Below are 22,101 nucleotides of genomic sequence, written 5' to 3'. Positions count from 1 at the left end.
GAGTCAAGATGCCCCGCCCGAAAACGATGCCCGACGAGGAGGTGCTGGCCGCCGCATTCGCGTTGATGCGGGCCGAAGGCCCGGATGGACTGACCTTTGCCGCGCTCGCTGCCAGGACCGGGCTCTCCGGCGCGACGCTGGTGCAGCGTTTCGAAAACAAGGCGCGACTGATCCAGAGTGCGCTGACGCAGGCCTGGGACGGTCTCGACCGGCAGACGGCGGAACTGGTGGCGACCGTCCCTCGCACACCGGAGGGCGCCATTACGCTGCTCATCGGCCTTTCCGGCGACTATGGCGCCATCGAATCCTATGCCGACGATCTCCGGATTCTTCGCGAAGACCTACGTGATCCGAAGCTCCGCGCGCGGGGCGCCAAATGGCGCGACGTACTTTCGGGTGTGCTTGACGAGTGTCTGTCGGGATTGCCCGCAGCGGCTCCAGGACTAGGGTTGCTGATGGCGGCGCAATGGCAGGGGGCGCTGCTCTGGTGGAGTTTCGATCCGCAAGCACCAGTCACGGAATCCGTCGAACAAAGCCTGCGGCGCTTCGTGGAGGCCTTTGCAAGGCAGCCGGCGGACTGAGGTCGGCGTCGCGGCCCGGCGGTCACCCGGATTTCAAATCACCGTGAAATGGCGGCGCGGCGGATGACGCAGGGGCCGGGCGGTCTTAGATGCTGATCCATGATCAGATTTGCCACCGCCGTCTTCGCCCGGGCACTCCTGGCCCCGACGTTCGTCTTCTGGACGCTCTTCGTCCTGCCGGCTGCCGCCGAGGTGCAGGCGCCGGTTTCGGCTCTCCTCAAGGAACTGGCATCGCGCACAGAACTCGAACCGCTGAAGACCGTGATCGTCGCCCGCGACGGCGAGATCCTGGCGGAACGCGGCTATCGCGGCAACCGGGTGACGGACGCGACGAACATCAAATCGGCGTCGAAATCGATCATCTCGGCGCTTGTCGGCATCGCCATCGATAAGGGGATGCTCGAAGGTCCGGACCAGAAGATCGCGCCGATCCTCAAGGCGGACCTTCCCGCTTCGCCGGACCCACGCGTCAATGACATCACCATCGGCAACCTCCTATCAATGCAGGCCGGGCTCGGGCGTCTTTCAGGACCGAATTACGGCCGTTGGGTCGCCAGCCGCAACTGGGTGCGCACGGCGCTCGCGCAGCCATTCGATGACGATCCGGGCGGCCAGATGCTCTATTCGACCGCCTCCACACATCTTCTTTCCGCGATCCTGACGAAAGTGAGCGGCAAGTCGACCCTCACCCTGGCGCACGACTGGCTCGGGCCGCTCGAAGGCTTCCGCATCGGAGCCTGGGATCGCGACCCGCAGGGGATCTATCTCGGCGGCAACCAGATGGCGATGAGTGCCCGCTCGCTTCTTGCCTTCGGCGAACTCTACCGCAATGGCGGCCGCACGGCGTCAGGCGCGCAGCTCGTGCCTCCGGCATGGATCGAAGCGTCCTGGCAGCATCGCACCAATTCACGGTTTTCCGGAGACTCCTACGGCTATGGTTGGTTTGAGCGCCGAATTGCCGGTGAAGACGTGCATTTCGCCTGGGGTTATGGCGGCCAGATGCTCTACATCGTGCCGAGCCTCGATCTGACCGTCGTCATGACATCGGCCGAGAGCGGACCTTCGGCCCGTAACGGCTACCGCGATGCGCTGCATCTGGTGCTCGGTGAAATCATCACGACGGTGAAGGACGATCCGGAAACGGATGGCTGAGAACCTGGGGCGGGCTGTATCGATATATCGCATTTAGAAATATCGCCTGATCGCAATTTTGCTGTCTCCGAGGATGGTGATATTGCTGCGCCAATGGTCGCAAATGCCGCGATCAGCCATTGGCGAGCCGCTATGATCGTTGAGCGGCCAAGCGACGTGATGCCGAGATTTGAAAGGTAGGACCGTGTTTGCCTCGAAGACAATCGAAACCGCCGACAAGCCCGAATTCTATCGTGAACTCGCCGGCCAGCTCGGTGGCCTGCTGCACGACGAGCGCGACTTCATCGCCAATGCCGCCAATCTCTCGGCGCTTGTTTTCGATCTGGTACCGAATCTGAACTGGGCTGGCTTTTATTTTCTGCGCTCGAACGACGAACTCGTGCTCGGGCCGTTCCAGGGCAAGGTCGCCTGCGTGCGGATACCGGTTGGCAAAGGCGTCTGCGGCGCCGCCGCCGCGCAACAGCGGACGATGCTGGTCCCGGACGTCCATGCCTTTCCCGGGCATATTGCTTGCGATGCCGCGTCACGCTCGGAGCTCGTCGTGCCGCTGGTCAAGGACGGGAAGATGCTTGGTGTGCTCGATCTCGACAGCCCGAGCCCTGGCCGGTTTGATGCCGAAGATCAGGTCGGGTTCGAGGCGCTCGCAGCAATCTATGTCGCGGCGAGCGATTTCGCTTAATCAGGCCGACAGCGCCGTTCGGCGGTGACTGCTGCCGCCTGCTCGGGCATCAGTCGCCAAAGCCTTCGATAACGATCTTGCCCTTGGCAGCGCCTGTCTCGATGCGCCGATGCGCTTCGCGCAGATTTGCGGCATTGATCGGCGACAGAACCTCGGCAAGCGTCGTCTTCAGCCGGCCTGCATCGATCTCGTCGGCGACGAAGGACAAGAGACGGTGTTGCTCGATCATGTCGGGCGTCTGATGCATCGGCCGGGCGAACATGAACTCCCAGTGGAGGCTGGCCGCCTTGGTCTTCATGCCGGCCATCGGCATCGGCACATCGGTATTGTCGATCGAGACGATGCCGCCTTGAGGGCGGATCAGTTCGACGGCGGCGTCCCAGTGGCGCATGTCGTTGAAAATGGCGATGTGGTCGACATGGTTGAAACCAAGCGCACGGACCTGTTCGACCATCGGCTCGCGATGGCTGACGACATGGTCGGCGCCAAGCTCTTTCACCCAGGCGATGGTTTCCGACCGCGACGCCGTGGCGACAACGGTGAGGCCCGCGCGTTTGGCAAGCTGGATGCCGATCGAGCCGACGCCACCGGCACCGCCGACGATCAGGATCGACTGGCCGCGGTCGGCACCGTCCCGGTCGATCCCCAGGCGATCAAAGAAGGCTTCGTAAGCGGTGATCGTCGTCAGCGGCAGGGCGGCCGCTTCGGCAAAGGAGAGGCTCTTCGGCTTGCGTCCGACGATGCGCTCGTCGACGAGGTGGTATTGCTGGTTGGTGCCGGGCCGCGTCAGGTCGCCAGCGTAGTAGACCTCGTCACCGGGCTTGAACAGCGTCACGGCGGGCCCGACCGCCTCGACCACGCCGCTCGCATCCCAGCCAAGGACGCGCGGCGTCTCCTCGATCTTGTCCTTCGGCGCGCGCATCTTGACGTCAACCGGATTGACGGCGACGGCGCTGACAGCGACCAGCACATCGCGCCCCGCGGGTACCGGCTTCGGCAGGGTGACGTCGAGGAAGCTCTCCGGGTCGGAAACCGGAAGATAACGGGTGAGGGCGACGGCTTTCATCAGTTGCTCCTTGTAATCGATGAGTGAATTCGGCGGTGACGAAGACGGGCTCGGCGCCACAGATATTGGTCCGGGTCGTCCACCAAGGCAGCGGCCCGCGACAGATTGCTGAAATGACGGGCCTCGCGGGCACCATTGACCGTATCGGTGCTCCTGCCGTCGCCCGAAGGCGCGAGCGCGGAACCACCGGTCAGCACTGTCCACAGATAAGGTCGGTCGTCTCGACGGGATGCGGATGTCGCGCCCGGTTTCAGCCGCTGGTGCCGGACACGCAGCTCCTCCACGTCAAGCATCGGATCAGGACTGACGCGATCGTCGACTGCGGCTATTGTCCGCTTCCGTTCCGTCAATCGCGCGCTCATCCGGCGTCTCCAATGCTGGATAGATAGAATAGACCTCGATGCCACCGCCGAAAAGTTTGCTGCCGTCGAAGCTTGCCCGCGGCCGTCCTTCCTTCAGCCGACGTTAGTTGACGAGGGCGCCGCCTTCGATGTCGATCACTGATCCGGTGACGAAAGGATTATCGATGGCGAAGAGATAGCCGCTGGCGATATCTTCGGGCTGCCCGAAGCGGCCGGCGGGCAAGGTTGCGGCGGCGCGGTCGAACATTGCGTCGCGCGCCTCGCCGGTCATGCCGGCATAGGCTTCCGTCTGCGTCAGCCCGGGGCTGACGACGTTGACGCGCAGCGGTGCAAGTTCCTTGGCCAGCACCTTCGCCGTGGCTTCGAGGGCGGCATTCATCGCCGTCTTGACGAAGGTGCCGGGTACTGTCCGACGGGCGAGAAACCCGGAGGTGAAGGTGATGGTGCCGCCGGCAGGCATGTAGCGGGCCGCTTCGCGGGCGAGCACGACCGAACCCCAGAACTTGACGTCGAAGGTAGCCTTGGCGGTGCCCAGATCGATATCGCTGATCTTGCCGCCCGGAGCGGCGGAACCGGCGGTGACGATCAAGTGGTCGATCGGACCGAGCTTGCGGAAGTACGCGGCGACCGCTGTGCTGTCGGCAATGTTGAGGCCGGTGGCGCGGCTGGCGATCTCGACCCGGCCGGGGCGCTGCATCAGCGCCCTGGCGACGGCGGCGCCGATGCCGCTGGTGCCACCGATGACGACGGAGACGGTGTTGTTATTGAATGTCATGGTCATTCTCCACGGGAATGGGTTCGCAAAAGACGGCTTCGAGCAGCGGACCACCGGGCGCGCGCAGGAAAAGTCGGCGTTCGCCGATCTCGGCGAGATCCATCGTCGAATAGGGAATCGCAAGCCGGTCTAGCCGGGCGCGAAAGGCCGCGTAGTTGTCGAGCCGGAAGCCGACATGGTCGATCGCTTCGGCCGCACGGTCATAACCGTTGCCGTAGCTGCCGATGATATGAACGATCGGCCTACCCTCGGCGTAGAGCCAGAAGCCGGGGATGCGCCGGATGGCCGACGGACGCTCGCCGATGGTGAGATCGAAGACCGTTTCGAAGAACGCGCGCGTTGCGTCGATGTCGCCTGTGCGGATTGTGACGTGGTCGAGCTGCATCTCGCGCCTCCTTTTCGATTGGGAATTTAGCTATTGCGACGCATCCGGATAATTGGCTTAGTTCCAAAATTATATTTCGGAGAAAGCGAAAGATGCTGCTCGACAACCTCGCCCTGTTTCTCCTGATCGTCGAAAAGGGTGGGCTTTCCGCCGCCGGGCGCGAGAAGGGGTTGTCGCCGGCCTCCGTTTCCGAGCGGTTGGCCGCACTCGAAGCGCACTATGGCGCAGCCCTGCTGAAGCGAACGACGCGGGCGATCAGCCTGACGGAAGAGGGGCGCCTTCTAGTGGACGGTGCCCGCCGCCTGCTGGCGGAGGCCGGAGAACTGGAGGCCGGCATCCGATCGGGAACCCGTACCATCTCCGGACCGATCCGCCTGAGTGCGCCCGAGGATATGGGTCGGCGCTACATCGTGCCGATCCTCGATCGCTTTCTTGCCGAACACCCTGATGTGACCGTGGATCTCAACCTCACCGATGGCTACGTCGATCTCGTCGGACAGGGCATGGACTTCGCCATCCGCCACGGTGTTCTGGCCGATAGCACGCTTCGGTCGCGCATCCTCGGCGAGAACCGCCGCGCCGTCTGTGCGGCGCCTGCCTATCTTGAAGCCATGGGCAGGCCGCAACATCCGGACGATCTCTCCCGTCACGACTGCATCGTCATGCGCTTCGGTGCCAATCTCGATCGTGAATGGGCCTTTCAGGTCGATGGCAAGCCACACAAGATCATGGTGCGCGGCAGACGCGTTGCCAATGACGGCGGGTTGGTAGCCGAATGGTGCCGTGCCGGCCACGGCATCGCGCTGAAATCCGTCTGGGATATCGCGGAGGACCTTGCCTCCGGCGCACTCGTCGAGTTGCTTGCGGACTTCGCGTCCGGAGAAACAGGACTGCAGATCGTCTACCCGCCGGCAAGCGTTCAGCCGCGGCGCGTGCGGTTGTTGATCGATCGCATCGCCTCGGAACTGACTTCCATCGGGAATGTGCTGGCGAGCACGGGACGCACCTGACACCGGCGGTCGCACTCACGCCATCGCGGCTGCCGTGGCCTCCGTGCAACAGTTCTTTTCCAATATAGGGCTTCACCGGCCCCGTTGCGGTTTCGGTTCTTCGTGCCGCAGGTCCGCACATTGCAGCGCGCCTCCGCTTCGCCTATAAAACATGAGTAACGCATTCAAGATAAATGATAGCGCCGGGCCTTGCGCGCTTGTGGTGCCAACGCCGTGCGCTGGAAAGACAGATTGATGACCGATGCGATGGTGCAGGGGCTCCACGAGCGCGAAGAGAGCCGGATTCGTCGCTTCTTCAGCCGCCGCCTCAGGAATCGCGAAGACGCCGTCGATGCCACGCAGGAAACCTTCATGCGCATGCTGGAGGCGTCACGCTCCACCCTGATCGAGAATCCTCAAGCCTATCTGTTTCAGGTTGCCCGTTCTGTCGCGCGCGTAGCGTCTGAGCGAGCCGCGCGCGAACGAGCGATGTTCGTGGAAGACAGCGAAGGACTGGAATACGCCGAAGACCGGCCGATCCAGGACAGGATCGTCAATGCGCGCCAGTGCCTCCTGATCATGGCCCGCACCATCGAAGGGCTTCCCAATCGCTGCCAGCAGGTCTTCATCCTCAGCCGCCTGCACGGATTGAGCAACGGCGCGATCGCCAGCGAGCTTGGCATCTCCAGGAACATGGTGGAAAAACACATCATCCGCGCGCTTCTCGAATGCCGGAAAATGCGCGCCGAGATTATTTTCTGAGCGGACGTCAGGAAGAACCGCGCTTTCAACTCTAAGATGATGGGAGCGATTCCAGGAGCGGATCGCCGAGCGGCATTTCAGTTCGACCGGAAGGCATGAATGAGCGGCAATCGCCAGACAATCGATGACGGCATCCTGGAAGCGGCAGCAATATGGGTCGCGAAGCTGCAGTCCGAGGATGCGACGGTTGCTGACCGCGAAGCCTTCGACCGCTGGGTGGCTGAGCACCCCGATCATCAGGCGGCCTACGACGAATTGTATGCCTTGTGGGGCGACTTGGGCGATGTGCCTATTCCCGCAGGGAGGCTAAGCGAATTGCGCGCGCAGCGCCGGCGGCGGGTCGGCGGTTTCGTCGGGCTCTGTCTGGTGGCCGGCGTCGCGATCCTGTCGCTGACGACGCCCTATGGCGACCGTTGGCGCGCCGACTACTATACGGGTGTCGGCGACGTCAGGCGTATTACACTGGAAGACGGGACCGAGGTCGATCTGAACACCGACACGGCCCTTGTGGTCCGGTACGAGCAGAACCGCAGAACGGTACGGCTCCTTAGAGGCGAGGCCTTCTTCGCCGTCGCGAAGAATCCGTTCAGGCCGTTCGTGGTCGAAGACGGCTCCATCAGCGCGACGGCGCTCGGAACCCGCTATTCCGTCGGCACCGCGGGCGCCGATCGGGCAGCCGACGTGCAGGTGGAGGAAGGCCGCGTCGCGGTCGAGGCATCCGGCAACAAAGCGATTCTCGGCGCCGGCGAGACGGCAACGATCGACAGGCAGGGGCGGCTTTCCCTGTCGAAGGCGGACGTTGCTGCCGGAACCGCCTGGCGCGATGGCAAGCTTGTCTTCTCGCGCCGGCCGCTGCGTGAAGTGCTGGCCACGCTCGAGCGCTACCGTCGCGGCCGCATCATGCTACTCGACGAGACGGCGGGCGCGTTGGAGGTTTCCGGCATCTTCGATCTGCATGACACCGATGACGCGCTGCGGGTGCTGGAGACGAGCCTGCCGCTGCGTGTGATGAGGTGGTCCGGGCTCATGGTCGTCGTGCAGTCGCGTTAGGCAGAAAATCTTCCAAACGACGTCAGGAGATCGAGCTCCCGACGCTCTTAGTCAACAGTGGCAGTGCCGCCCCAAAGGAACGGTCGGCGCTCCAGGAGTTGAGTAGGGGATTTCGGATGAGCTTTTTTGAGGGTCGTGGTTCACGGCGCCGTACTTTCGCACGCTTGGCACTTGCCGGCGTCTCTTTGATTGCTTGCACGGACGCAGTGCAGGCACAGGCGCCGGTGACGAAAACGGCCCAAAGAGCGTTCTCCGTCCCCGCCGGATCCCTCGAAGCGGGCATTCTGAAACTCTGCCAGCAAGCGGACCTGCGCCTGCTCTATCCGAGTACGCTCACCAATGGCAAGCAAACCAGAGGCGTCAGCGGCACGATCGCGACCGAAGCAGCGGTTGCATCGCTTCTGGATGGGACAGGGCTTCGCTATCGCATCGTCGGCGAAAAGACCGTTCAGATCTTCGATCCGTCGGACGCGACCATCACCACTGGTGCCGTCGTCAAGGACGGCACCACTGAGCTCGAAAAGATCACCGCCACGGGTGAGCGGACCGGTGCCGAGGGCATCGTCGAGACCGACGGCTATGTCGCGAAATCGGCGCGTATCGCCACAAAGACCGATACGCCGGTTATGCAGACGCCGCAGTCGATGTCGGTGATCAGCCAGAAGCAGTTGCAGGATCTCAAACCGCAGAACCTGAAAGAGGCGCTGAACTACACGCCCGGCGCCCGCGTCGGCCAGTACGGAGCCGAACCGCGCTTCGACGCCTTCAAGGTGCGCGGCATCGACCTGACGCTCACCGGCATCTTCCGCGACGGCCTCAGGCAGATCGCCAGCCCCAACGGCCTCTTCCGGCTGGAGCCCTATGGCGTCGAGGCGATTGCCACATTGCGCGGTCCGGCGGCGTCGATCTATGGGGCGAGCAGCTCCGGCGGTATCGTCGATATCGTTTCCAAGCGCCCGACCAGCGACCCGTTGCGCGAGGTCGAGGTGCAGTACGGTTCCTATGGACGGGTTCAGGGTGCCTTCGACGTTTCCGGGCCGCTCGACGACGAAGGCACGATGCTCTACCGCATGACGGGACTTGCGCGCGACGGGCGCACCGAGATCGAGGCGGTCAAGGACGATCGCCTGTTCATCGCGCCCGCCTTCACCTGGCAGCCGGACGAGGGCACCAAGTTCACCCTGCTCGGCGAATATATGGATTCGACGACCGGAGGCACCTGGGGCTACCTCAACCGTTACGGGCCGGACGGCAAGTCGATCGGCGCGATCCCGACCTATGGCGGCGACGCCCGTTTCAACGATTTCACCCAGAAGCAGGGGCGCATCGGCTACGAGCTGGAGCACGAACTCAGCGACGGCGTCACGCTCTTTCACAAGCTGCGTTATTCCGACATTTCGACGCGGCAGGAATGGGTGTTCGCCAAGTATCCAGGCCTGACCGTCGAGGACAATACCGGCGTTGCCAGCGACACCTATCTGAAGTTCGACTTCGACACCGGTGCCGCCGCGCACCAGTTCATCGCCGGCATCGACTACAGCTACATGAAATATACGTCGAAGCAGGGCAGCGGGCCGGATCTCTTCACGGACGATTTCACCTATGTGCCGAAGCTGACCTCCACCCAGAAGCAGTCGCAGAGCGGTATCGGCATCTATCTCCAGGACCAGATCGAATATGACGCCTGGCGCCTGACCGCAGGCCTGCGCCACGACTGGGTGGACAACAAATATTCGGTCGACGGAAGCCGTTTCAACCGCGACGACAGCGAAACGACCGCGCGTGCGGCGCTTGGCTATGTCCTGCCGAATGGCATGATGCCCTATGTCAGCTACGGTACGGCTTTCGTTTCCAATCCGGGTGTGATCATCAATCTCGGCGGCACCGACACGGCAGCCATGCCGACGCTCGGCAAGCAGTGGGAGGCGGGCGTCAAGTATGAGATCCCCGGCCAGAACGCGACGATCACTACCGCCGTCTTCAACATCGACCAGGAAAACGCCACCGTCTACGAGACCTCTTCCGGCCTGAATCTTCTGCGCCAACTCGACCTCCGGTCGCGCGGCTTCGAGCTCGAAGCCACGGCGTCGCTCGACAATGGCTGGAACTTCATCGCCTCCTATTCCTACAACGACGTGGAGATCACCAAACTGACCGCCGAAACGCTCGGCAATCAGTTGAATTCCTCGCCCTACCACATGTTCTCGCTCTGGGCCGACTACGAGGTGCAGTCAGGCCCCCTCGAAGGGCTCGGCGTCGGCGCTGGTGTTCGTTATGTCGGATCGAGCTTCGGCGACAACGTGCACACGCCCGTCCTCAACAACGAAGCACGCACCTTCGTCGACGCGTCGGTGCGTTATGACCTCGGTGCCGCAAATCCGAACTTCGAGGGTGTGCGTCTGCAGCTCAATGCGACCAATCTCTTCAACGAGGTCGAACAGCTTTGCACCACCGGCTTCTGCTACTTCGACGAGGGCCGCAAGGTCGTCGCCAGTGTGCGCTATCGCTTCTGATGGTGTTTGAGGCCAAGCCGTCAACAAGGCCGTCACCGGCTGCGATCTTCTTCGCAGTCGGCGGGCTCTATGTGGCGCAGAGCGTGATTGGCGGGCTGACGATGCTCGGCCTGCCGGCGGTCTTGAGGACGCAAGGTATGCCGCTCGACGAGATCGGCCTCGTCTATCTGACCGTGTTGCCCTGGGCATTGAAGTTTCTGTGGTCGCCGCTGGTTGAGCGTTTTCGCCTGCCGGCGGCCGGCCGCAACCGCTCGGCCGTCATCGTCGTCACCGGCGGCGCGCTCTGCGCCGTCATGCTGGCGCTCGTCGGTCTGCTGGGTCCGGAGCGGCTCGGTCCGGTGCTCGTCTGCCTGGTGTTCATTGCGCTTTTCACCTCCACGGTCGACATCGCCTGCGATGGTTACGCGGTCGAGACGCTCGCGGAAGAACATCACGGCTGGGGCAATGCCGCCCAGGTCGGCGGCTCCTATGTCGGCTCGGCGATCGGCGCGGGCTTGTTTCTCGTTCTCGTCGACCGACTCGGCTGGGCGCCCGCTGTCTGGGCGATGGCAGCTGTCGTGCTGATGCTCGGCCTTCCCTTCCTGCTCGGTCCGGGTTCGCGGCTGACGAGCGCAACCCGCAGCCATGTGCCGTCGCTGAAAGCGGCGTTGCGACGGCCAGAGGTGCGCAAAGGTCTGCTGCTCGCGGCGATTTATGTCTCCGCGCAGAAATGGGGGCTCGCCATGCTCGGCCCTTTCCTCATCGACTACGGCTTCGACCTCGCCTCCGTTGGCATGCTCAATGGCGCCGGCAGCATGCTCGTCGGTTTCGGCGGAGCGCTCTTCGGCGGTCTGCTCGTCCGGCTCTGCGGTGCGGGTGCAGTGCTCGTCGGTGCGCTGCTCCTGCAGGTGGCGATGCTCATCGCCTTCGCCTATGTCGGCGCGTCCGGCGACCTCTCGCGGTCGCTCGTGATGACGCTTGCCGTCGCCAGTTCCTCCGGCGTCATGGCGATTGGCTTTGTCGCGCTCTATGCGCAGTTCATGGGCTGGGCCGATCCACGCCAGGCGGGCGTCGATTTCACGTTGTTCCAGTGCATGGACAGCCTGATCAGCACGGCCGGCGGCCTCGGTGCGAGCTGGATCGCCGAGCGTTTCGGCTACTCGGCGTTCTTCATCTGCGCGGCGGGAGTTTCGACGATTGCGGTGCTGCTGCTGCCTTTTCTTCTACGAGCGCACTCCGTGAGGCTTGTTTAATCTGTCGGCGTTTGGGAGCCATTGCCTCAGCGTGGGATGTCTGCGCTTTCAACAGAGTGCTTAATAGTTATAGGCACGCAAGTAGATGATTGGCCGGCCGTCGCGAACCAGGGCGATGCCCTCGTTGCCGTAGAGGGGCGCCATTTTCTTAGTGCGACACAGCCATAAGGAATCCCCCGCGATCATTGCATCAAGCAATGGCGCTAGCTCCACACGTGGGTCGGGGAGGCGGTCAACCAGATCTCGTGGAAGGCCGCCAAGTCCACCAATCTTCTGAATAACCCACTCCCGAAAGTCTTCAGGGCTGGTTTCTTGAACCAGTTCAAGATCTTTGCGGTCGTAGTGTAGTCGTGGATCGTGGGTCATGTCGTCGGTCACGTGAATGGGCGCGGATCTAAGCGACCATATCAAGCACCGGCCGGTTTCGGAACTGCCGGCGATAGCTCGCCGGTGAAATCGAGAAGGCGCGGGTGAAATGCTGACGAAGCGAGCCGGCTGTTGACACGCCCGAGCATGACCATCGCCTGGAACTTTTCGGCGATGACCGTCTCCCGCGCATAGGCCCGCAGCCGCGGCGCCGGGAAATCCAGCATGGAAGGATAGTCTAGCATCTCCGCCCCGGGCTCAAGCGTATCGCCAAAGCCGATGTCGATCGTCAGGTTGATCCGGGCGCCGCTGATCGAAGCGACCGCTCTCGCGGAGGCAATCCACCCACGGGGTGTCGGCATCGAACATGACGCCATCGTCAACCTCTTGCGCCAGGATTTCCCGAAATGTCTCCAGCATCAGGTCCGGTTCGGGACTGCCAAAGCCCAGAAGGTCGAGGTCGCGCGTGCCGCGGTGCGGATCCTCGAACCAGCTCATCATCAGCATGGCGCCCTTCAGCACGAAGCGATCCGCATGGGGTGACTGGCTGAGCCGGAACAGCAACCGCTCGAGGGCAAAACGTGTCAGAACCAGGTCAAAGCTTTGTCCGCTTGCCTTGGAGAGTTGCAGGAGGCGGGCCCGCACCGAGGCGCCAACATTTCTGATCTCCTTAGCCATTGGCGGTCAGTGCCTCGAGATAGGGACGGATCACGGTGCCGACACCACCACGTTCGGCCTGGTTGGCAATGTCGCCGGGCGTGGCCTTGCGCTGCCGCAGCGCTTCCTGAAGCCCCTCGATCGCCACAGAAAGGCCTATCTTGCTGCGATAGCGGAAGCAATCGGCAATTGTTTTGGCAATCCCGAAGACCTTCACAGGAACGCCTTCAATGACATGGGTTTCGACGCTTTCGTTGAGTAGGCTTCCCGTGAAACGCACGATGCGAATTGATGTGCCATCTGGTTTCGGCGCCCAGTCTTTGCGGCCTATGGCAAGCCACACGTGTCTCGGCAGCTGATCGGTCAGGCCGTGGAATGCGAGAGCTGAAACAAGGCACACAACGGCTTTGGGAACACGCTTGGCGATCTCTGCCAGACTATGGTTGGCATCGAGCTCGGCATCGGGAAGTTGATAGAGACCGCGAGCAAGCCGCAGCACCTCGCCATCCCGTTCCATCCGGCTCATGGTTGCCGCTGTCACACCAGCGTTCCGAAGCTCCGCCAAGCGTGCTATTCCGCGCTCGATGAGCACGGTCCGGGCGATTTGACGTTGAGTGGAGCGAGACATTGATACGAAAACTCGGCGCACAGGAACTATTATCCGAGGATTTGTATCGCCTTTCGCAGACTTGAGAAAGCCCTCAGTTTGTGCGGGCGGTGACCATGAAGCAAAAATTCAGCACTTCGAGACGATGGACTAAAGCGCTCCGTCATCGATGAAAGGATGGTATTTTGCGCAGAGCAACATGAGAGAGTGTGTCCTTTGCGCGTCCACCGTGAGCACATGGCTATCTGGACACCGCGGCGGCGATATCGTCCCGCTTCGGCTCCGTCCCTCCGAGACGGCCGAAACCCAGGCGGAAAACTGCTTCCGGCTGTTGCTGGATCGGCCTAGGCCGAACCGCGCAGCATGATCTCGGCGCTCAAGAGAATGCGCTCATTCTCGGGGAAGGCACCGCCGTCGTCGGAGGTTTCCCCGAGCTTGAACAGAAGCAGCTCGATCGCCAGCCGGCCGATCTCGTTGTAGTTCTGAGCAACCGTCGTCAGCGGCGGACAGGTGTAGCGCGACAGCGGATGGTCGTCGTGGCCGGCGACGCGCAGGTCGGAATCTGCATCGCGCCCGACCTTGAGGCCCGACTGGAAGGCGGCGGCGATGACGCCGAAGGCGACGCGGTCGTTGGCACAAAGCACCGTCTGCGTCGGAAAACCACCGGCACCCAGGATGCGCAGCGTTTCATCGAAGCCGAATTTCTCGAAGTCCCAGGAGGCGTTCGGCGTGGTCTCGACCAGCGCCGGCTCCATCTTCAACTGCTGCATCGCCTCGAGATAGGCGTCGCGCCGGGCGATTGCATTGTTGTTGACCGGCGGCATGCCGAGGTAGCAGGGCGGGCTGCCGGAGCGACAGAGATAATCGACCATCAACCGGAAGCTCTGGCGGTTGTCGGTACCAACGAAGGAGGAACTGTCGTCGAGGGGCGAGTCCACATAGATCAGTGGAATGCTCTCGCCGAGCGCCGTCAGCGTCTTGTGATGCGATTGCACGCCGAGCGGCGCAATGATGGCCCCGGCGACGTTCATCGACTTGAAGGTCTCGATCGCCCGCTCTTCCATCTCCGGCCGGCCGTCGGAGGACAGCACGAAGGCAAGGAAACCCGCCTGGTTGGCAATGTGCTCGATCCGGCGCGTCAGGGCCATGTAGAACGGGTCGGTCGAGTTCGGAACGATGACGCCAAGGATATTGGTGCGGCGGCGGTTGAGATTGACTGCGAAGATGTTGGGGCGAAAGCCCGACTGCTTGATCGCCGCCTCGATAGCATCGCGGGTCTTCTTCCGAACAGAGCCCGGATCATTGAAGTATTTGGAGACCGTGGGGCGCGACAAGCCGACGAACTCTGAAAAATCCTCCATCGTCTTGATCTGTCTGTCCACGGCCGCAATACCCCATATTGTTTTGATTTCATTTATAGGTTCATTTCGAGGGGATAGGCAGTACCGGCTCGGAAATATTCACCGAACATATGGCCTAGCGCTATTAGCGACAGGCCATGAAGTAATCCTCGAGAACCCTGTCGACGGCAGCAATCGCCAGCGGCTTTGCTTTGGCAGCGACTTTGCCGTCGCGTACGCGCTCGTAGCTGCCCGGGAGATACTGGCTGATCAGTGTCTCGGGGATGCTTACGCCATCGAGGAGCGAGAGCAGTTCTTCGACGGCCGCGGCCACCTTCGGGTGCGGCCAGTAATAACGGATGCGGTCACTATAGGAGAAATGCCGTTGCAGCCGCTGGGCTTCCGGCGAGCCGTGGTAATACTTGCCCCAGTTCGCCGGCTCTTCGCGCATCACCGTTTCAGTCACCGCAGCCAGCGTCTGCTTGCGCGCTTGCGGGAAGAGAAAGGCGGCGATCTGGTCGAGGCCGTAGAGGGCTTCGCGCAACGCAAAGGTGAGGCCGGGGCCGACCTTGAGAATGGCAAAGCCGTCGGCGACAAGGTCTCTCAGTGCTTCCGGCGTCTGGTAGTCGGTCGAATGCGCCTCGAAGACGATGCCGTCGAGCTGTCTCAGGCTGGCGCTGAGCCTTGCTGCCTTCTGCCTGTCATAGGCGATGACATTCTCGTTGCCGAACTCGACGCCCGGCTGGACGACTGCGCCGACGACACGCCTGAAGGCGTCTGCAGCACCAACCTGTTCGAAGGCGTCGCGATGAACGGCTACGGTCTCGATCGCTGCGTCCGGTGCGGTGACTTCCAGCGTGTCGAGCTCCTCCAGCGCGCCGCCCGGAACCGGCACCTCCGTGCCGATAACGTAGACAGGGGCAATGCCGTCTTCCCCGCGGATGGCGGCTTCGGCCGCCGCCGCCAGCCGCGCGGCACGCTCCGCCGTGATAGCGTCGGGCAGGGCCACAGGCTCGCCGGCGCAGCCCATGCTGGTGTCGAGATGCAGCTTGGTGAAGCCGGCCTTGGCATAGGCTTCGATCATCATCTCTGCCTTGGCCATCGCCTCGTCCGCCGGCAGATGTTTCCACGGGTTCGGGCCCAAATGGTCGCCGCCGAGAATAATCTTGTCCTTGGGAAAAGAGACGCGATCGGCAATGCCAGCGACGAAACGTGTGAAATCGGCGGGCGTCATGCCGGTGTAGCCGCCATCCTGGTTGACCTGGTTGCAGGTCGCCTCGATCAGCAGGGCGGCATCTTCCTTCAGCGCGCGAAGCATGGCGGCTTCGATCACCAGCGGGTGGGCGGAGCAGACCGAGGGTATGCCGCGCGGGCCGGGACGTTCGGACCAGCGGGCAATGTCGATCAGAAGGTTCTGCTGCATGGCGGTCAGCCCTTTCGTGTACTGATGAAGGTTTCGAGATTGGCTCGCGTCGAGGCGCCTTCCATCGGGCCAGAAATCATGACGGCACGGGCGCCCGAGGCATTGGCGAACTCCAGTGCTTCAGCGGGTTTCGCGCCGTTCAGCCAGAAGGTGACGAAGGTCGCGCCGAAGCAGTCGCCCGCACCCGTGGGGTCGATTTCGTCGACCGGAAAGCCCGGATGCGACAGCGTCGTGTCACGGTCGAAGTAGCTGGCGCCTTCCGCGCCACGCTTGACGACGACGACCTTGATGCCGGTGGCGAGCAGTTCGGCAACGGCCTCGGCTTCTGTCTTTGCCTGCGTGAACAGGAAGAGCTCTTGCCCACTCGGCAGGAACACGTCGGTCTTCGCGAGCACCGTCTGCAGCGCCTCGCGCATGCCGGGGCTGTCGAGAATTTCGGGGCGAAGGTTCGGGTCGAAGGAGACCGTGCCGCCAGCTGACTTGATGATCTCGATCGCCGCGGTAATGCTTTCGACCACGCTCGGGGCGTAGAGCGACGAACCCATCACGTGCAGGTGGCTGCAGGTTCTGACCAGCGCGCGTGCCGCGTCGTCGAGTTGGATCGTGCCGCAGGCGCTGTGGCGGATGTTGAAGACGAAGGCGCGACTTCCGTCAGCGCGATAGCGCACGAAGGCGCTGCCGGTGGTGCCGAGCGGATCGACGGATATCCCCGAGATATCGACGCCGTCGGCTTTCAGCCGGTCGAGGTTGACGTGGCCGAAGTCGTCTTCGCCAACCCGCGAAATGATGGCGGCGGCCTGGCCGAGCTTGCCGACCTGGCCGATGAAGATTGCAGGCGCACCCGAGGGGTAGGGGCCGATCAAAGGGGTGGCCTGGCGAAAGCCGTCGCCCTTTTCGGTGGCGATGATCTCCACGAGAATTTCGCCGATCGTCAGTATCTTATGCATGGGTGTGTCACTCGTTGGATCACGATGGTCAGAGCGGATGCGGGCGGAAAGCCGCACACGCTTTTCCTCATCCGCTCTTAAGGGATCAGCGTTTTGCCTGCTTGGCGCGCACGTCGAGCCAAACGGCGATCAGGATCACCAGGCCCTTGACGATGAGCTGGTAGAAGTACGGGACCGACAGCATGTTCATGCCGTTGTTCATGACGCCGATGATGAGCGCGCCGATCAGCGTGCCGACCATGGTGCCGACGCCGCCGGCGAGCGAGGTGCCGCCGAGCACGGCCGCCGCGATCGCGTCAAGTTCGTAGCTCATGCCGGCATTGGTCTGGGCCGAGAACAGGCGGGAGGACAAGAGCACGCCGCTGATCGCCGCCATCACGCCGGAGATCATGAAGATGGTGATCTTCAGCCTGTCGACTTTAATGCCGGAATAGACGGCCGCTTCGCGGTTGCCGCCGGTTAGATAGGCACGCCGGCCGAAGCTCGTCTTGCTCAAGAGGATATGGTTGACGAGGAAGAGGATGGCGACGACCCAGATGATGATGGGCAGGCCGAGCAAGCTTTCCGTGCCGATCGCCGTCCAGGTCGGATTTTCGATCATCGCCGGGGCGCCGTTGGTCGGCAGGCTGACCATGCCACGGTAGATGCCCATGGTCGCGACAGTGACGATAAAGGAAGGGAGCAACAGCTTCGCCGTCAGCACGCCGTTCAGCATGCCCATCAGCGCGCCGGCGAGAAGCGTGAGCACGATCGCCGGCGCGAAGCCGAGGCCGAAGGCAAAACACTGCGCACCGACCATGCCGGCAACCGCGATGATCGAGCCAACCGAAAGGTCGATTTCGCCAAGCAGGATCACCCAGGTCATGCCGAAGGCGGCGATCGCCACCACGGCCACCTGCTGCAGGATGTTCATGAAGTTGACGACCGACATGAAGCGCGGGTTGAGGAAAGAGAAGACGACGCAGAGCATCACCAGCGACAGCAGGATGCCGCCATATTGTTTCAACGCCCGCAGGAGGGCAGCCTTGGCTTCGGATTGCTGTGTCATGATTTAAATCCTGTTGCGTGCGCCATGATCGTTTCGGGCGTGAGCTCGGTGCCGGAGAGGGTTGCGCCAATGACGCCCTCGTGCATGACGACGACGCGGTCGCTCATTCCCAGAACTTCCGGCAACTCGGAGGAGATCAGCAGGATCGCCGTTCCCTCGGCCGCCAGCTGACGGATGATCTTGTAGATCTCGAACTTGGCGCCGACGTCGACGCCGCGGGTCGGCTCGTCGAGGATCAGCACCTTGGGCTGGGTGAGCAGCCACTTGGCGAGCACGATCTTCTGCTGATTGCCGCCGCTGAGCGACCCCGACGGCGTGTCGAGCGAATGGGTCTTGATCGCGAGCCTTCCGACTTCCTGGACGGCAGCTGCGCGCTCGGCGCGGCTGCGGGTGAAGCCGAGCGGCCCGGTGAATTCGCCGAGTGCTGCCATAGAGATGTTCCAGCTGACGCTGTGGCCAAGAACGAGGCCCTCTTCCTTGCGGTTCTCGGTGACGAAGCCTATGCCGCGCGCGATCGCCTCGGCCGGCGAGCGAAAGCGAACTGTCTCGCCATCGAAGCGGACGGTGCCGCTGGCGGTCTTCATGCCGAAGAGCGCGTTCATCACTTCCGATCGGCCGGAGCCGACCAGCCCGAAGAAGCCGAGGATCTCGCCAGGACGGACGTTGAAGGAGATGTTCTCGAAATCGCCGTCGCGGGTAAGATCTTCGACCGAGAGAACCGGAGCCGCGTCCGCCTTGCGCTCGTGCGCCGCTGGCGGATAGATCTCGTCCATACGGCGGCCGACCATCAGCGCGATCAGCGCCTCGATGGTGACACTGTCGCGGTCGTGGGTCGACACATACTCGCCATCGCGGATGACGGTAATGTCGTCGCTGAGCCGCATGATCTCTTCCATGCGGTGCGAGATGTAGATGACGGCGACGCCACGCTGCTTCAGCCGGGCGATGATGGCGAACAGGATTTCGGCTTCGCTGTCGCTGAGCGACGAAGTCGGTTCGTCGAGGATGACCACCTTGGCGTCGTGGCTCAGGCCCTTGGCGATTTCGACCAGCTGGCGCTGGGCGATCGAGAGATTGCCGACCTTCTCGCTGACATCGATCGGCAGGCCGAGATCGGCGACGATCGCGCGGGCCCTGGCGACCAGCGCCTTGTCGTTGATGAAGCCGAAGCGACGCGGCTCACGGGTGGCGAGAATGTTTTCGGCCACCGTCAGATTGCTGCAGAGGCTCAACTCCTGGAAGACGATGGCAAGGCCGAGGGCGGCGGCATCCTGTGGATTGCGCGGCCGGTAGGGGCGGCCGTCGAGAGCGATCTCTCCCGAGGTCGCCTCGTGTACCCCCGCAAGGATTTTCATCAACGTCGATTTGCCGGCACCGTTTTCGCCCAGCAGAGTGTGCACCCGACCGCGCCGAACGCGAAGGCGCATGCCCTTCAGCGCCGCGACCTGGCCGAAGGATTTCGTGACGTTGTCGATTTCGAGAATGATATCCGTGGTCGAACCATGCATGGCGGCCTCCTTCGGGTCAGCCGAGGGGAGCGCCTTCGACCATAGGCCGGAAGCGTGCACCCCAATGGGGTGCCGCCGCCTTCAGATCAGAGCAGGATGCGGGCGGAAAACCGCACACATTTTTGCTCATTCGCGCGAAGGCGGCGGCGGTCCTGGGAGGACTTACTTGGCGGTGTAGACGCCGGGCACGATCGGCTGTTCTGCCGGAACCGTCTCGCCGGCGGCAACCTTGACGGCGGTGTCGACCGCCTGCTTGCCCATCTGGTCCGGGAACTGCTGGATGACGCCGACCATGACCGGGTTGGTGTCGACGGCGTCACGGGCTTCCTTCATGCCGTCGAAGCCGATGACCTTGACCTGGGATTCGAGACCCGCGGCCTTGACGGCAACGGCGGCGGCAAGTGCGGCATCGTCGCCAAAGCCGAAGATGCCGGTGATATCCGGATTGGCCTGCAGCATGTTCTGGGCGGCTGCCAGCGCTTCGGCGCGAGTAATACCGGTCTGGATCGCGACGATCTCCATGTCGGGATGCTTGGCGATCGCTTCCTTGAAGCCATTGACGCGGTTCACGACCGACTGGACCGTCGGATAGTCGATCACCGCGATCTTGCCCTTGTTGTCGAGGACCTTGGCCATGAGTTCGCCGGCCTTGACGCCGCCGGTAAAGTTGTCGGTGCCGATATGCGAGGTGACGGTCGTGCCGTTCGCCGGAACGTCGACGGTGATCACCTTGATGCCGGCCTTTTCAGCCTTCTCGATCGCGGCGCGCACGCCCTGGCTGTCGACCGGCGAGATGACGATGACGTCGACGCCCTTGACGATGAAATCCTCGACGTCGGCGAGCTGCTTGTTGAGGTCCTGGTTGGCGATCGAGACTTCGAGCGCAACGTTCTTGGCCTTGGCTTCGGCTTTCATCGCGTCGGCGAGCTCGATGTAGAACGGATGCTGCTGGGTCAAGAGCGAAGCGCCGATGCCATCGGCGAAAGCCGCGGAGGCGAAGAGCGACAGCGCCGTGCCGGCGACGAGCGATTTCAGAATGCGGGACATGTTCATGGTTTCCTCCCTGGAAACGGCGTGGGCCTTCGGTGTCTCGATCCAAGCTGGCGAGGCCCTCCCACCGCCGTCTTGGCAGCGATGTAAAAGCCATAAAACTTTTCGCGCGTCAACTTTTAAAAATACGCGAACAAAAAATAAAAGACATAACGAGGAAATTTCGTGCACGTTCTGCGATTCATCGCCAACCTGCCAGGCTCTCGGAAGAGCTCCCTCCAGCTTCGTTGCGCGGATGACTTGCCTTTGCCCAACCTCGCGCCAGATAGCGTGGGAGACGGTGACGGAGACGAGACCATGAATGAGACCAGCAAGACGGCGTTGGTCCGAGTCCTCGGGCGGGTGCAAGGCGTTAGCTTCAGGGTTTGGGCGCGTGACGAGGCGCAGAAGCTCGGTCTCGTCGGGTGGGTCCGTAACGAAGCCGATGGCTCGGTCGCCGCTCTGATCAGCGGTCCGGAGGAAGCGGTTACCCGCATGCTCGAGCGTCTGCATGAAGGACCGCCGGCAGCATGGGTCTCGAAGGTCGTTACCGAATTCGTCGAGGCGCCGGAGGGCGTCAGCGGTTTTCGCATCACCAGATAGGATCAGCGTCCGCGCAAGCGTCGGTCACTTATGTGCCGGACTGGGAAGTGCTCGGAATCGGACCGTCGGTCATCAGCAAGATCGATCAGATCAGAGACGAGCTTGTTGTAAGCGGGTGCTGGAGCAGTCGGCGCAGCAGGAACGGACCGTTGGCGTCGTCCATGAGCTGGCGACTGCCGAAGAGCGCGGCCTGATCCGGCGGCGACCACCCGCTCGCCAATCAATGTTGAGCTTCGAGACTGCCCTTTTTCTGCCCGCGGCCATAGGCGCGCAGGAAGGTTCGGACCGCCTTGCGGGCGCTATCTTCGAGTTCCGTGTCGCTTGGGGCTTCGCCGAAAAGCCCGCCCATCTGCAGGTCTGCCTTTATCAGCGCGATGAATTGCCGCGCCGCGAGGTCGAAGTCATCGATTTCGAGCGGCGCCAGGTGGGCGAGCCGCGCAAAGAGTGCCGCAAGCGCCCGATCCGTCTTGCCCGGGCCCTGTTCCCGCCAGAACTGGAAGAGATGCGGATAGCGGTTGCCTTCCGTCGCGATCAGCTTCTGGATGAACTTGGCGTCCTGGTTGCAGATGCAGTTCTTGTTGAGACGCACCGCGAAAGCGGCAAGGTCTTCTTCGAGATTGTCGGCCCGTTCCGGAAAGGTCGCCAGGATCGAAAAGAGGACGCCATTGGTGCGATCCATGATGTCCTGGATCACTGCCATGAACAGCGTCTCTTTTTCGCGATAGTGGTTGTAGACCGTCTGCCGCGACACGCCGGCTTCGGCGGCTATCTCGTCGATGCTGGCACCGGAAAAGCCCTCGCGGCAGAAAACGTCCGCAGCCGCCTCCAGGATCGAGACGCGCTTCGCGAGCTGTCCCTTGTGCACGTGGGCGTCGGTCGAGGCGAGGTCATGTTTTTTCATCGACTGAAGATAGAGCCCATTGACGATTTAGACAATGGTGTCTAATTTTACACAACTGTCCAAATTATTGGACTAAGTAGTCAGCGCAGGATGCGTTTCCCAAACGTCCGATCCTGGCACGACCGT

22 protein-coding genes and 1 pseudogene are annotated in these 22,101 nt (G+C 62.6%); 9 read left to right on the top strand and 14 right to left on the bottom strand.

Translation table 11 applies throughout. From position 1 onward, the window contains the following. Positions 1–8 precede the first annotated feature (8 nt). From ACQ5BM_RS18265 to ACQ5BM_RS18255, 3 genes are all read left to right on the top strand, one after another. Positions 9–581: a TetR/AcrR family transcriptional regulator gene (locus tag ACQ5BM_RS18265; RefSeq protein ID WP_429814044.1), complete on the top strand. Its 573-nt coding sequence runs from the start codon at positions 9–11 to the stop codon at positions 579–581. Between the two features lie 99 nt (positions 582–680). Further along, positions 681–1,733: a serine hydrolase domain-containing protein gene (locus ACQ5BM_RS18260; RefSeq protein ID WP_429814042.1), complete on the top strand. Its 1,053-nt coding sequence runs from the start codon at positions 681–683 to the stop codon at positions 1,731–1,733. Positions 1,734–1,917: 184 nt separating this feature from the next. Continuing rightward, complete coding sequence (locus ACQ5BM_RS18255; protein WP_429814040.1) at positions 1,918–2,412, top strand: GAF domain-containing protein; 495 nt, start codon at positions 1,918–1,920, stop codon at positions 2,410–2,412. A gap of 49 nt (positions 2,413–2,461) precedes the next feature. Here the strand turns inward: ACQ5BM_RS18255 and ACQ5BM_RS18250 are convergent, their stop codons facing one another. From ACQ5BM_RS18250 to ACQ5BM_RS18235, 4 genes are all read right to left on the bottom strand, one after another. Beyond that, positions 2,462–3,478 carry a zinc-binding alcohol dehydrogenase family protein gene (locus ACQ5BM_RS18250; RefSeq protein ID WP_429814038.1) on the bottom strand — a complete coding sequence of 339 codons (1,017 nt, stop codon included), beginning with the start codon at positions 3,476–3,478 and terminating at the stop codon, positions 2,462–2,464. Beyond that, the gene (locus ACQ5BM_RS18245; RefSeq protein WP_429814036.1) at positions 3,478–3,840 is read right to left on the bottom strand and encodes a hypothetical protein; all 363 of its coding nucleotides are present in this window, start codon (positions 3,838–3,840) and stop codon (positions 3,478–3,480) included. The genes ACQ5BM_RS18250 and ACQ5BM_RS18245 overlap by 1 nt, the downstream gene beginning before the upstream one ends. Positions 3,841–3,943: 103 nt before the next feature. Beyond that, positions 3,944–4,615, bottom strand: coding sequence for an SDR family oxidoreductase (locus tag ACQ5BM_RS18240; RefSeq protein ID WP_429814034.1), 672 nt, complete (start codon positions 4,613–4,615; stop codon positions 3,944–3,946). Beyond that, entirely contained in the window at positions 4,602–5,000 is a 399-nt protein-coding gene (locus ACQ5BM_RS18235) for a VOC family protein (RefSeq protein WP_429814032.1), read from the bottom strand. The genes ACQ5BM_RS18240 and ACQ5BM_RS18235 overlap by 14 nt, the downstream gene beginning before the upstream one ends. A gap of 92 nt (positions 5,001–5,092) precedes the next feature. Between ACQ5BM_RS18235 and ACQ5BM_RS18230 the strand changes: the two genes are divergently transcribed. From ACQ5BM_RS18230 to ACQ5BM_RS18210, 5 genes are all read left to right on the top strand, one after another. After that, on the top strand, positions 5,093–6,010 hold the full coding sequence (locus ACQ5BM_RS18230) for a LysR substrate-binding domain-containing protein (protein WP_429814030.1): 918 nt from the start codon (positions 5,093–5,095) through the stop codon (positions 6,008–6,010). Between the two features lie 234 nt (positions 6,011–6,244). Continuing rightward, a complete protein-coding gene (locus tag ACQ5BM_RS18225; RefSeq protein ID WP_429814028.1) occupies positions 6,245–6,751 on the top strand; it encodes a sigma-70 family RNA polymerase sigma factor in 507 nt (168 codons plus the stop codon). A gap of 99 nt (positions 6,752–6,850) precedes the next feature. After that, positions 6,851–7,801 (top strand): FecR family protein, encoded by a 951-nt coding sequence (locus ACQ5BM_RS18220; protein ID WP_429814026.1) that lies wholly within the window; start codon positions 6,851–6,853, stop codon positions 7,799–7,801. A 116-nt stretch (positions 7,802–7,917) separates the two neighbouring features. Continuing rightward, on the top strand, positions 7,918–10,314 hold the full coding sequence (locus ACQ5BM_RS18215) for a TonB-dependent siderophore receptor (RefSeq protein WP_429814023.1): 2,397 nt from the start codon (positions 7,918–7,920) through the stop codon (positions 10,312–10,314). Beyond that, positions 10,314–11,546 carry an MFS transporter gene (locus tag ACQ5BM_RS18210; protein ID WP_429814021.1) on the top strand — a complete coding sequence of 411 codons (1,233 nt, stop codon included), beginning with the start codon at positions 10,314–10,316 and terminating at the stop codon, positions 11,544–11,546. The genes ACQ5BM_RS18215 and ACQ5BM_RS18210 overlap by 1 nt, the downstream gene beginning before the upstream one ends. Before the next feature lie 60 nt (positions 11,547–11,606). On the opposite strand, the gene ACQ5BM_RS18205 is transcribed toward ACQ5BM_RS18210, so the two are convergent. From ACQ5BM_RS18205 to ACQ5BM_RS18165, 9 genes and pseudogenes are all read right to left on the bottom strand, one after another. Next, complete coding sequence (locus tag ACQ5BM_RS18205; RefSeq protein ID WP_429814019.1) at positions 11,607–11,912, bottom strand: hypothetical protein; 306 nt, start codon at positions 11,910–11,912, stop codon at positions 11,607–11,609. Positions 11,913–12,034: 122 nt separating this feature from the next. Further along, a pseudogene (locus ACQ5BM_RS18200) lies at positions 12,035–12,590 on the bottom strand (nucleotidyl transferase AbiEii/AbiGii toxin family protein); the annotation flags it as partial. Beyond that, positions 12,583–13,197 (bottom strand): type IV toxin-antitoxin system AbiEi family antitoxin domain-containing protein, encoded by a 615-nt coding sequence (locus tag ACQ5BM_RS18195; protein WP_429814016.1) that lies wholly within the window; start codon positions 13,195–13,197, stop codon positions 12,583–12,585. The gene ACQ5BM_RS18195 and the pseudogene ACQ5BM_RS18200, both read right to left, overlap by 8 nt. Positions 13,198–13,520: 323 nt before the next feature. Continuing rightward, positions 13,521–14,537: a LacI family DNA-binding transcriptional regulator gene (locus tag ACQ5BM_RS18190; protein WP_429814459.1), complete on the bottom strand. Its 1,017-nt coding sequence runs from the start codon at positions 14,535–14,537 to the stop codon at positions 13,521–13,523. Between the two features lie 124 nt (positions 14,538–14,661). Next, positions 14,662–15,939, bottom strand: a complete 1,278-nt coding sequence (locus ACQ5BM_RS18185) for a D-tagatose-bisphosphate aldolase, class II, non-catalytic subunit (protein ID WP_429814014.1) — start codon at positions 15,937–15,939, stop codon at positions 14,662–14,664. Positions 15,940–15,944: 5 nt separating this feature from the next. After that, positions 15,945–16,886 (bottom strand): tagatose kinase, encoded by a 942-nt coding sequence (locus ACQ5BM_RS18180; protein WP_429814012.1) that lies wholly within the window; start codon positions 16,884–16,886, stop codon positions 15,945–15,947. Positions 16,887–16,971: 85 nt separating this feature from the next. Beyond that, positions 16,972–17,934 (bottom strand): ABC transporter permease, encoded by a 963-nt coding sequence (locus ACQ5BM_RS18175; RefSeq protein ID WP_429814010.1) that lies wholly within the window; start codon positions 17,932–17,934, stop codon positions 16,972–16,974. Beyond that, the gene (locus ACQ5BM_RS18170) at positions 17,931–19,442 is read right to left on the bottom strand and encodes a sugar ABC transporter ATP-binding protein (protein WP_429814008.1); all 1,512 of its coding nucleotides are present in this window, start codon (positions 19,440–19,442) and stop codon (positions 17,931–17,933) included. The genes ACQ5BM_RS18175 and ACQ5BM_RS18170 overlap by 4 nt, the downstream gene beginning before the upstream one ends. Before the next feature lie 162 nt (positions 19,443–19,604). Continuing rightward, positions 19,605–20,495, bottom strand: a complete 891-nt coding sequence (locus tag ACQ5BM_RS18165) for a substrate-binding domain-containing protein (RefSeq protein ID WP_429814005.1) — start codon at positions 20,493–20,495, stop codon at positions 19,605–19,607. 294 nt (positions 20,496–20,789) lie between these two features. Between ACQ5BM_RS18165 and ACQ5BM_RS18160 the strand changes: the two genes are divergently transcribed. Beyond that, positions 20,790–21,074 (top strand): acylphosphatase, encoded by a 285-nt coding sequence (locus tag ACQ5BM_RS18160; RefSeq protein WP_429814002.1) that lies wholly within the window; start codon positions 20,790–20,792, stop codon positions 21,072–21,074. 220 nt (positions 21,075–21,294) lie between these two features. On the opposite strand, the gene ACQ5BM_RS18155 is transcribed toward ACQ5BM_RS18160, so the two are convergent. Further along, the gene (locus tag ACQ5BM_RS18155; protein ID WP_429813999.1) at positions 21,295–21,975 is read right to left on the bottom strand and encodes a TetR/AcrR family transcriptional regulator C-terminal domain-containing protein; all 681 of its coding nucleotides are present in this window, start codon (positions 21,973–21,975) and stop codon (positions 21,295–21,297) included. Positions 21,976–22,101 lie beyond the last annotated feature (126 nt).

Source organism: Ensifer sp. B1-9 (genome assembly GCF_050474445.1).
GTDB lineage: Bacteria > Pseudomonadota > Alphaproteobacteria > Rhizobiales > Rhizobiaceae > Ensifer.
Note: the sequence above shows the minus strand (reverse complement) of the source record. Positions and strands in the feature narration are given on the sequence as shown.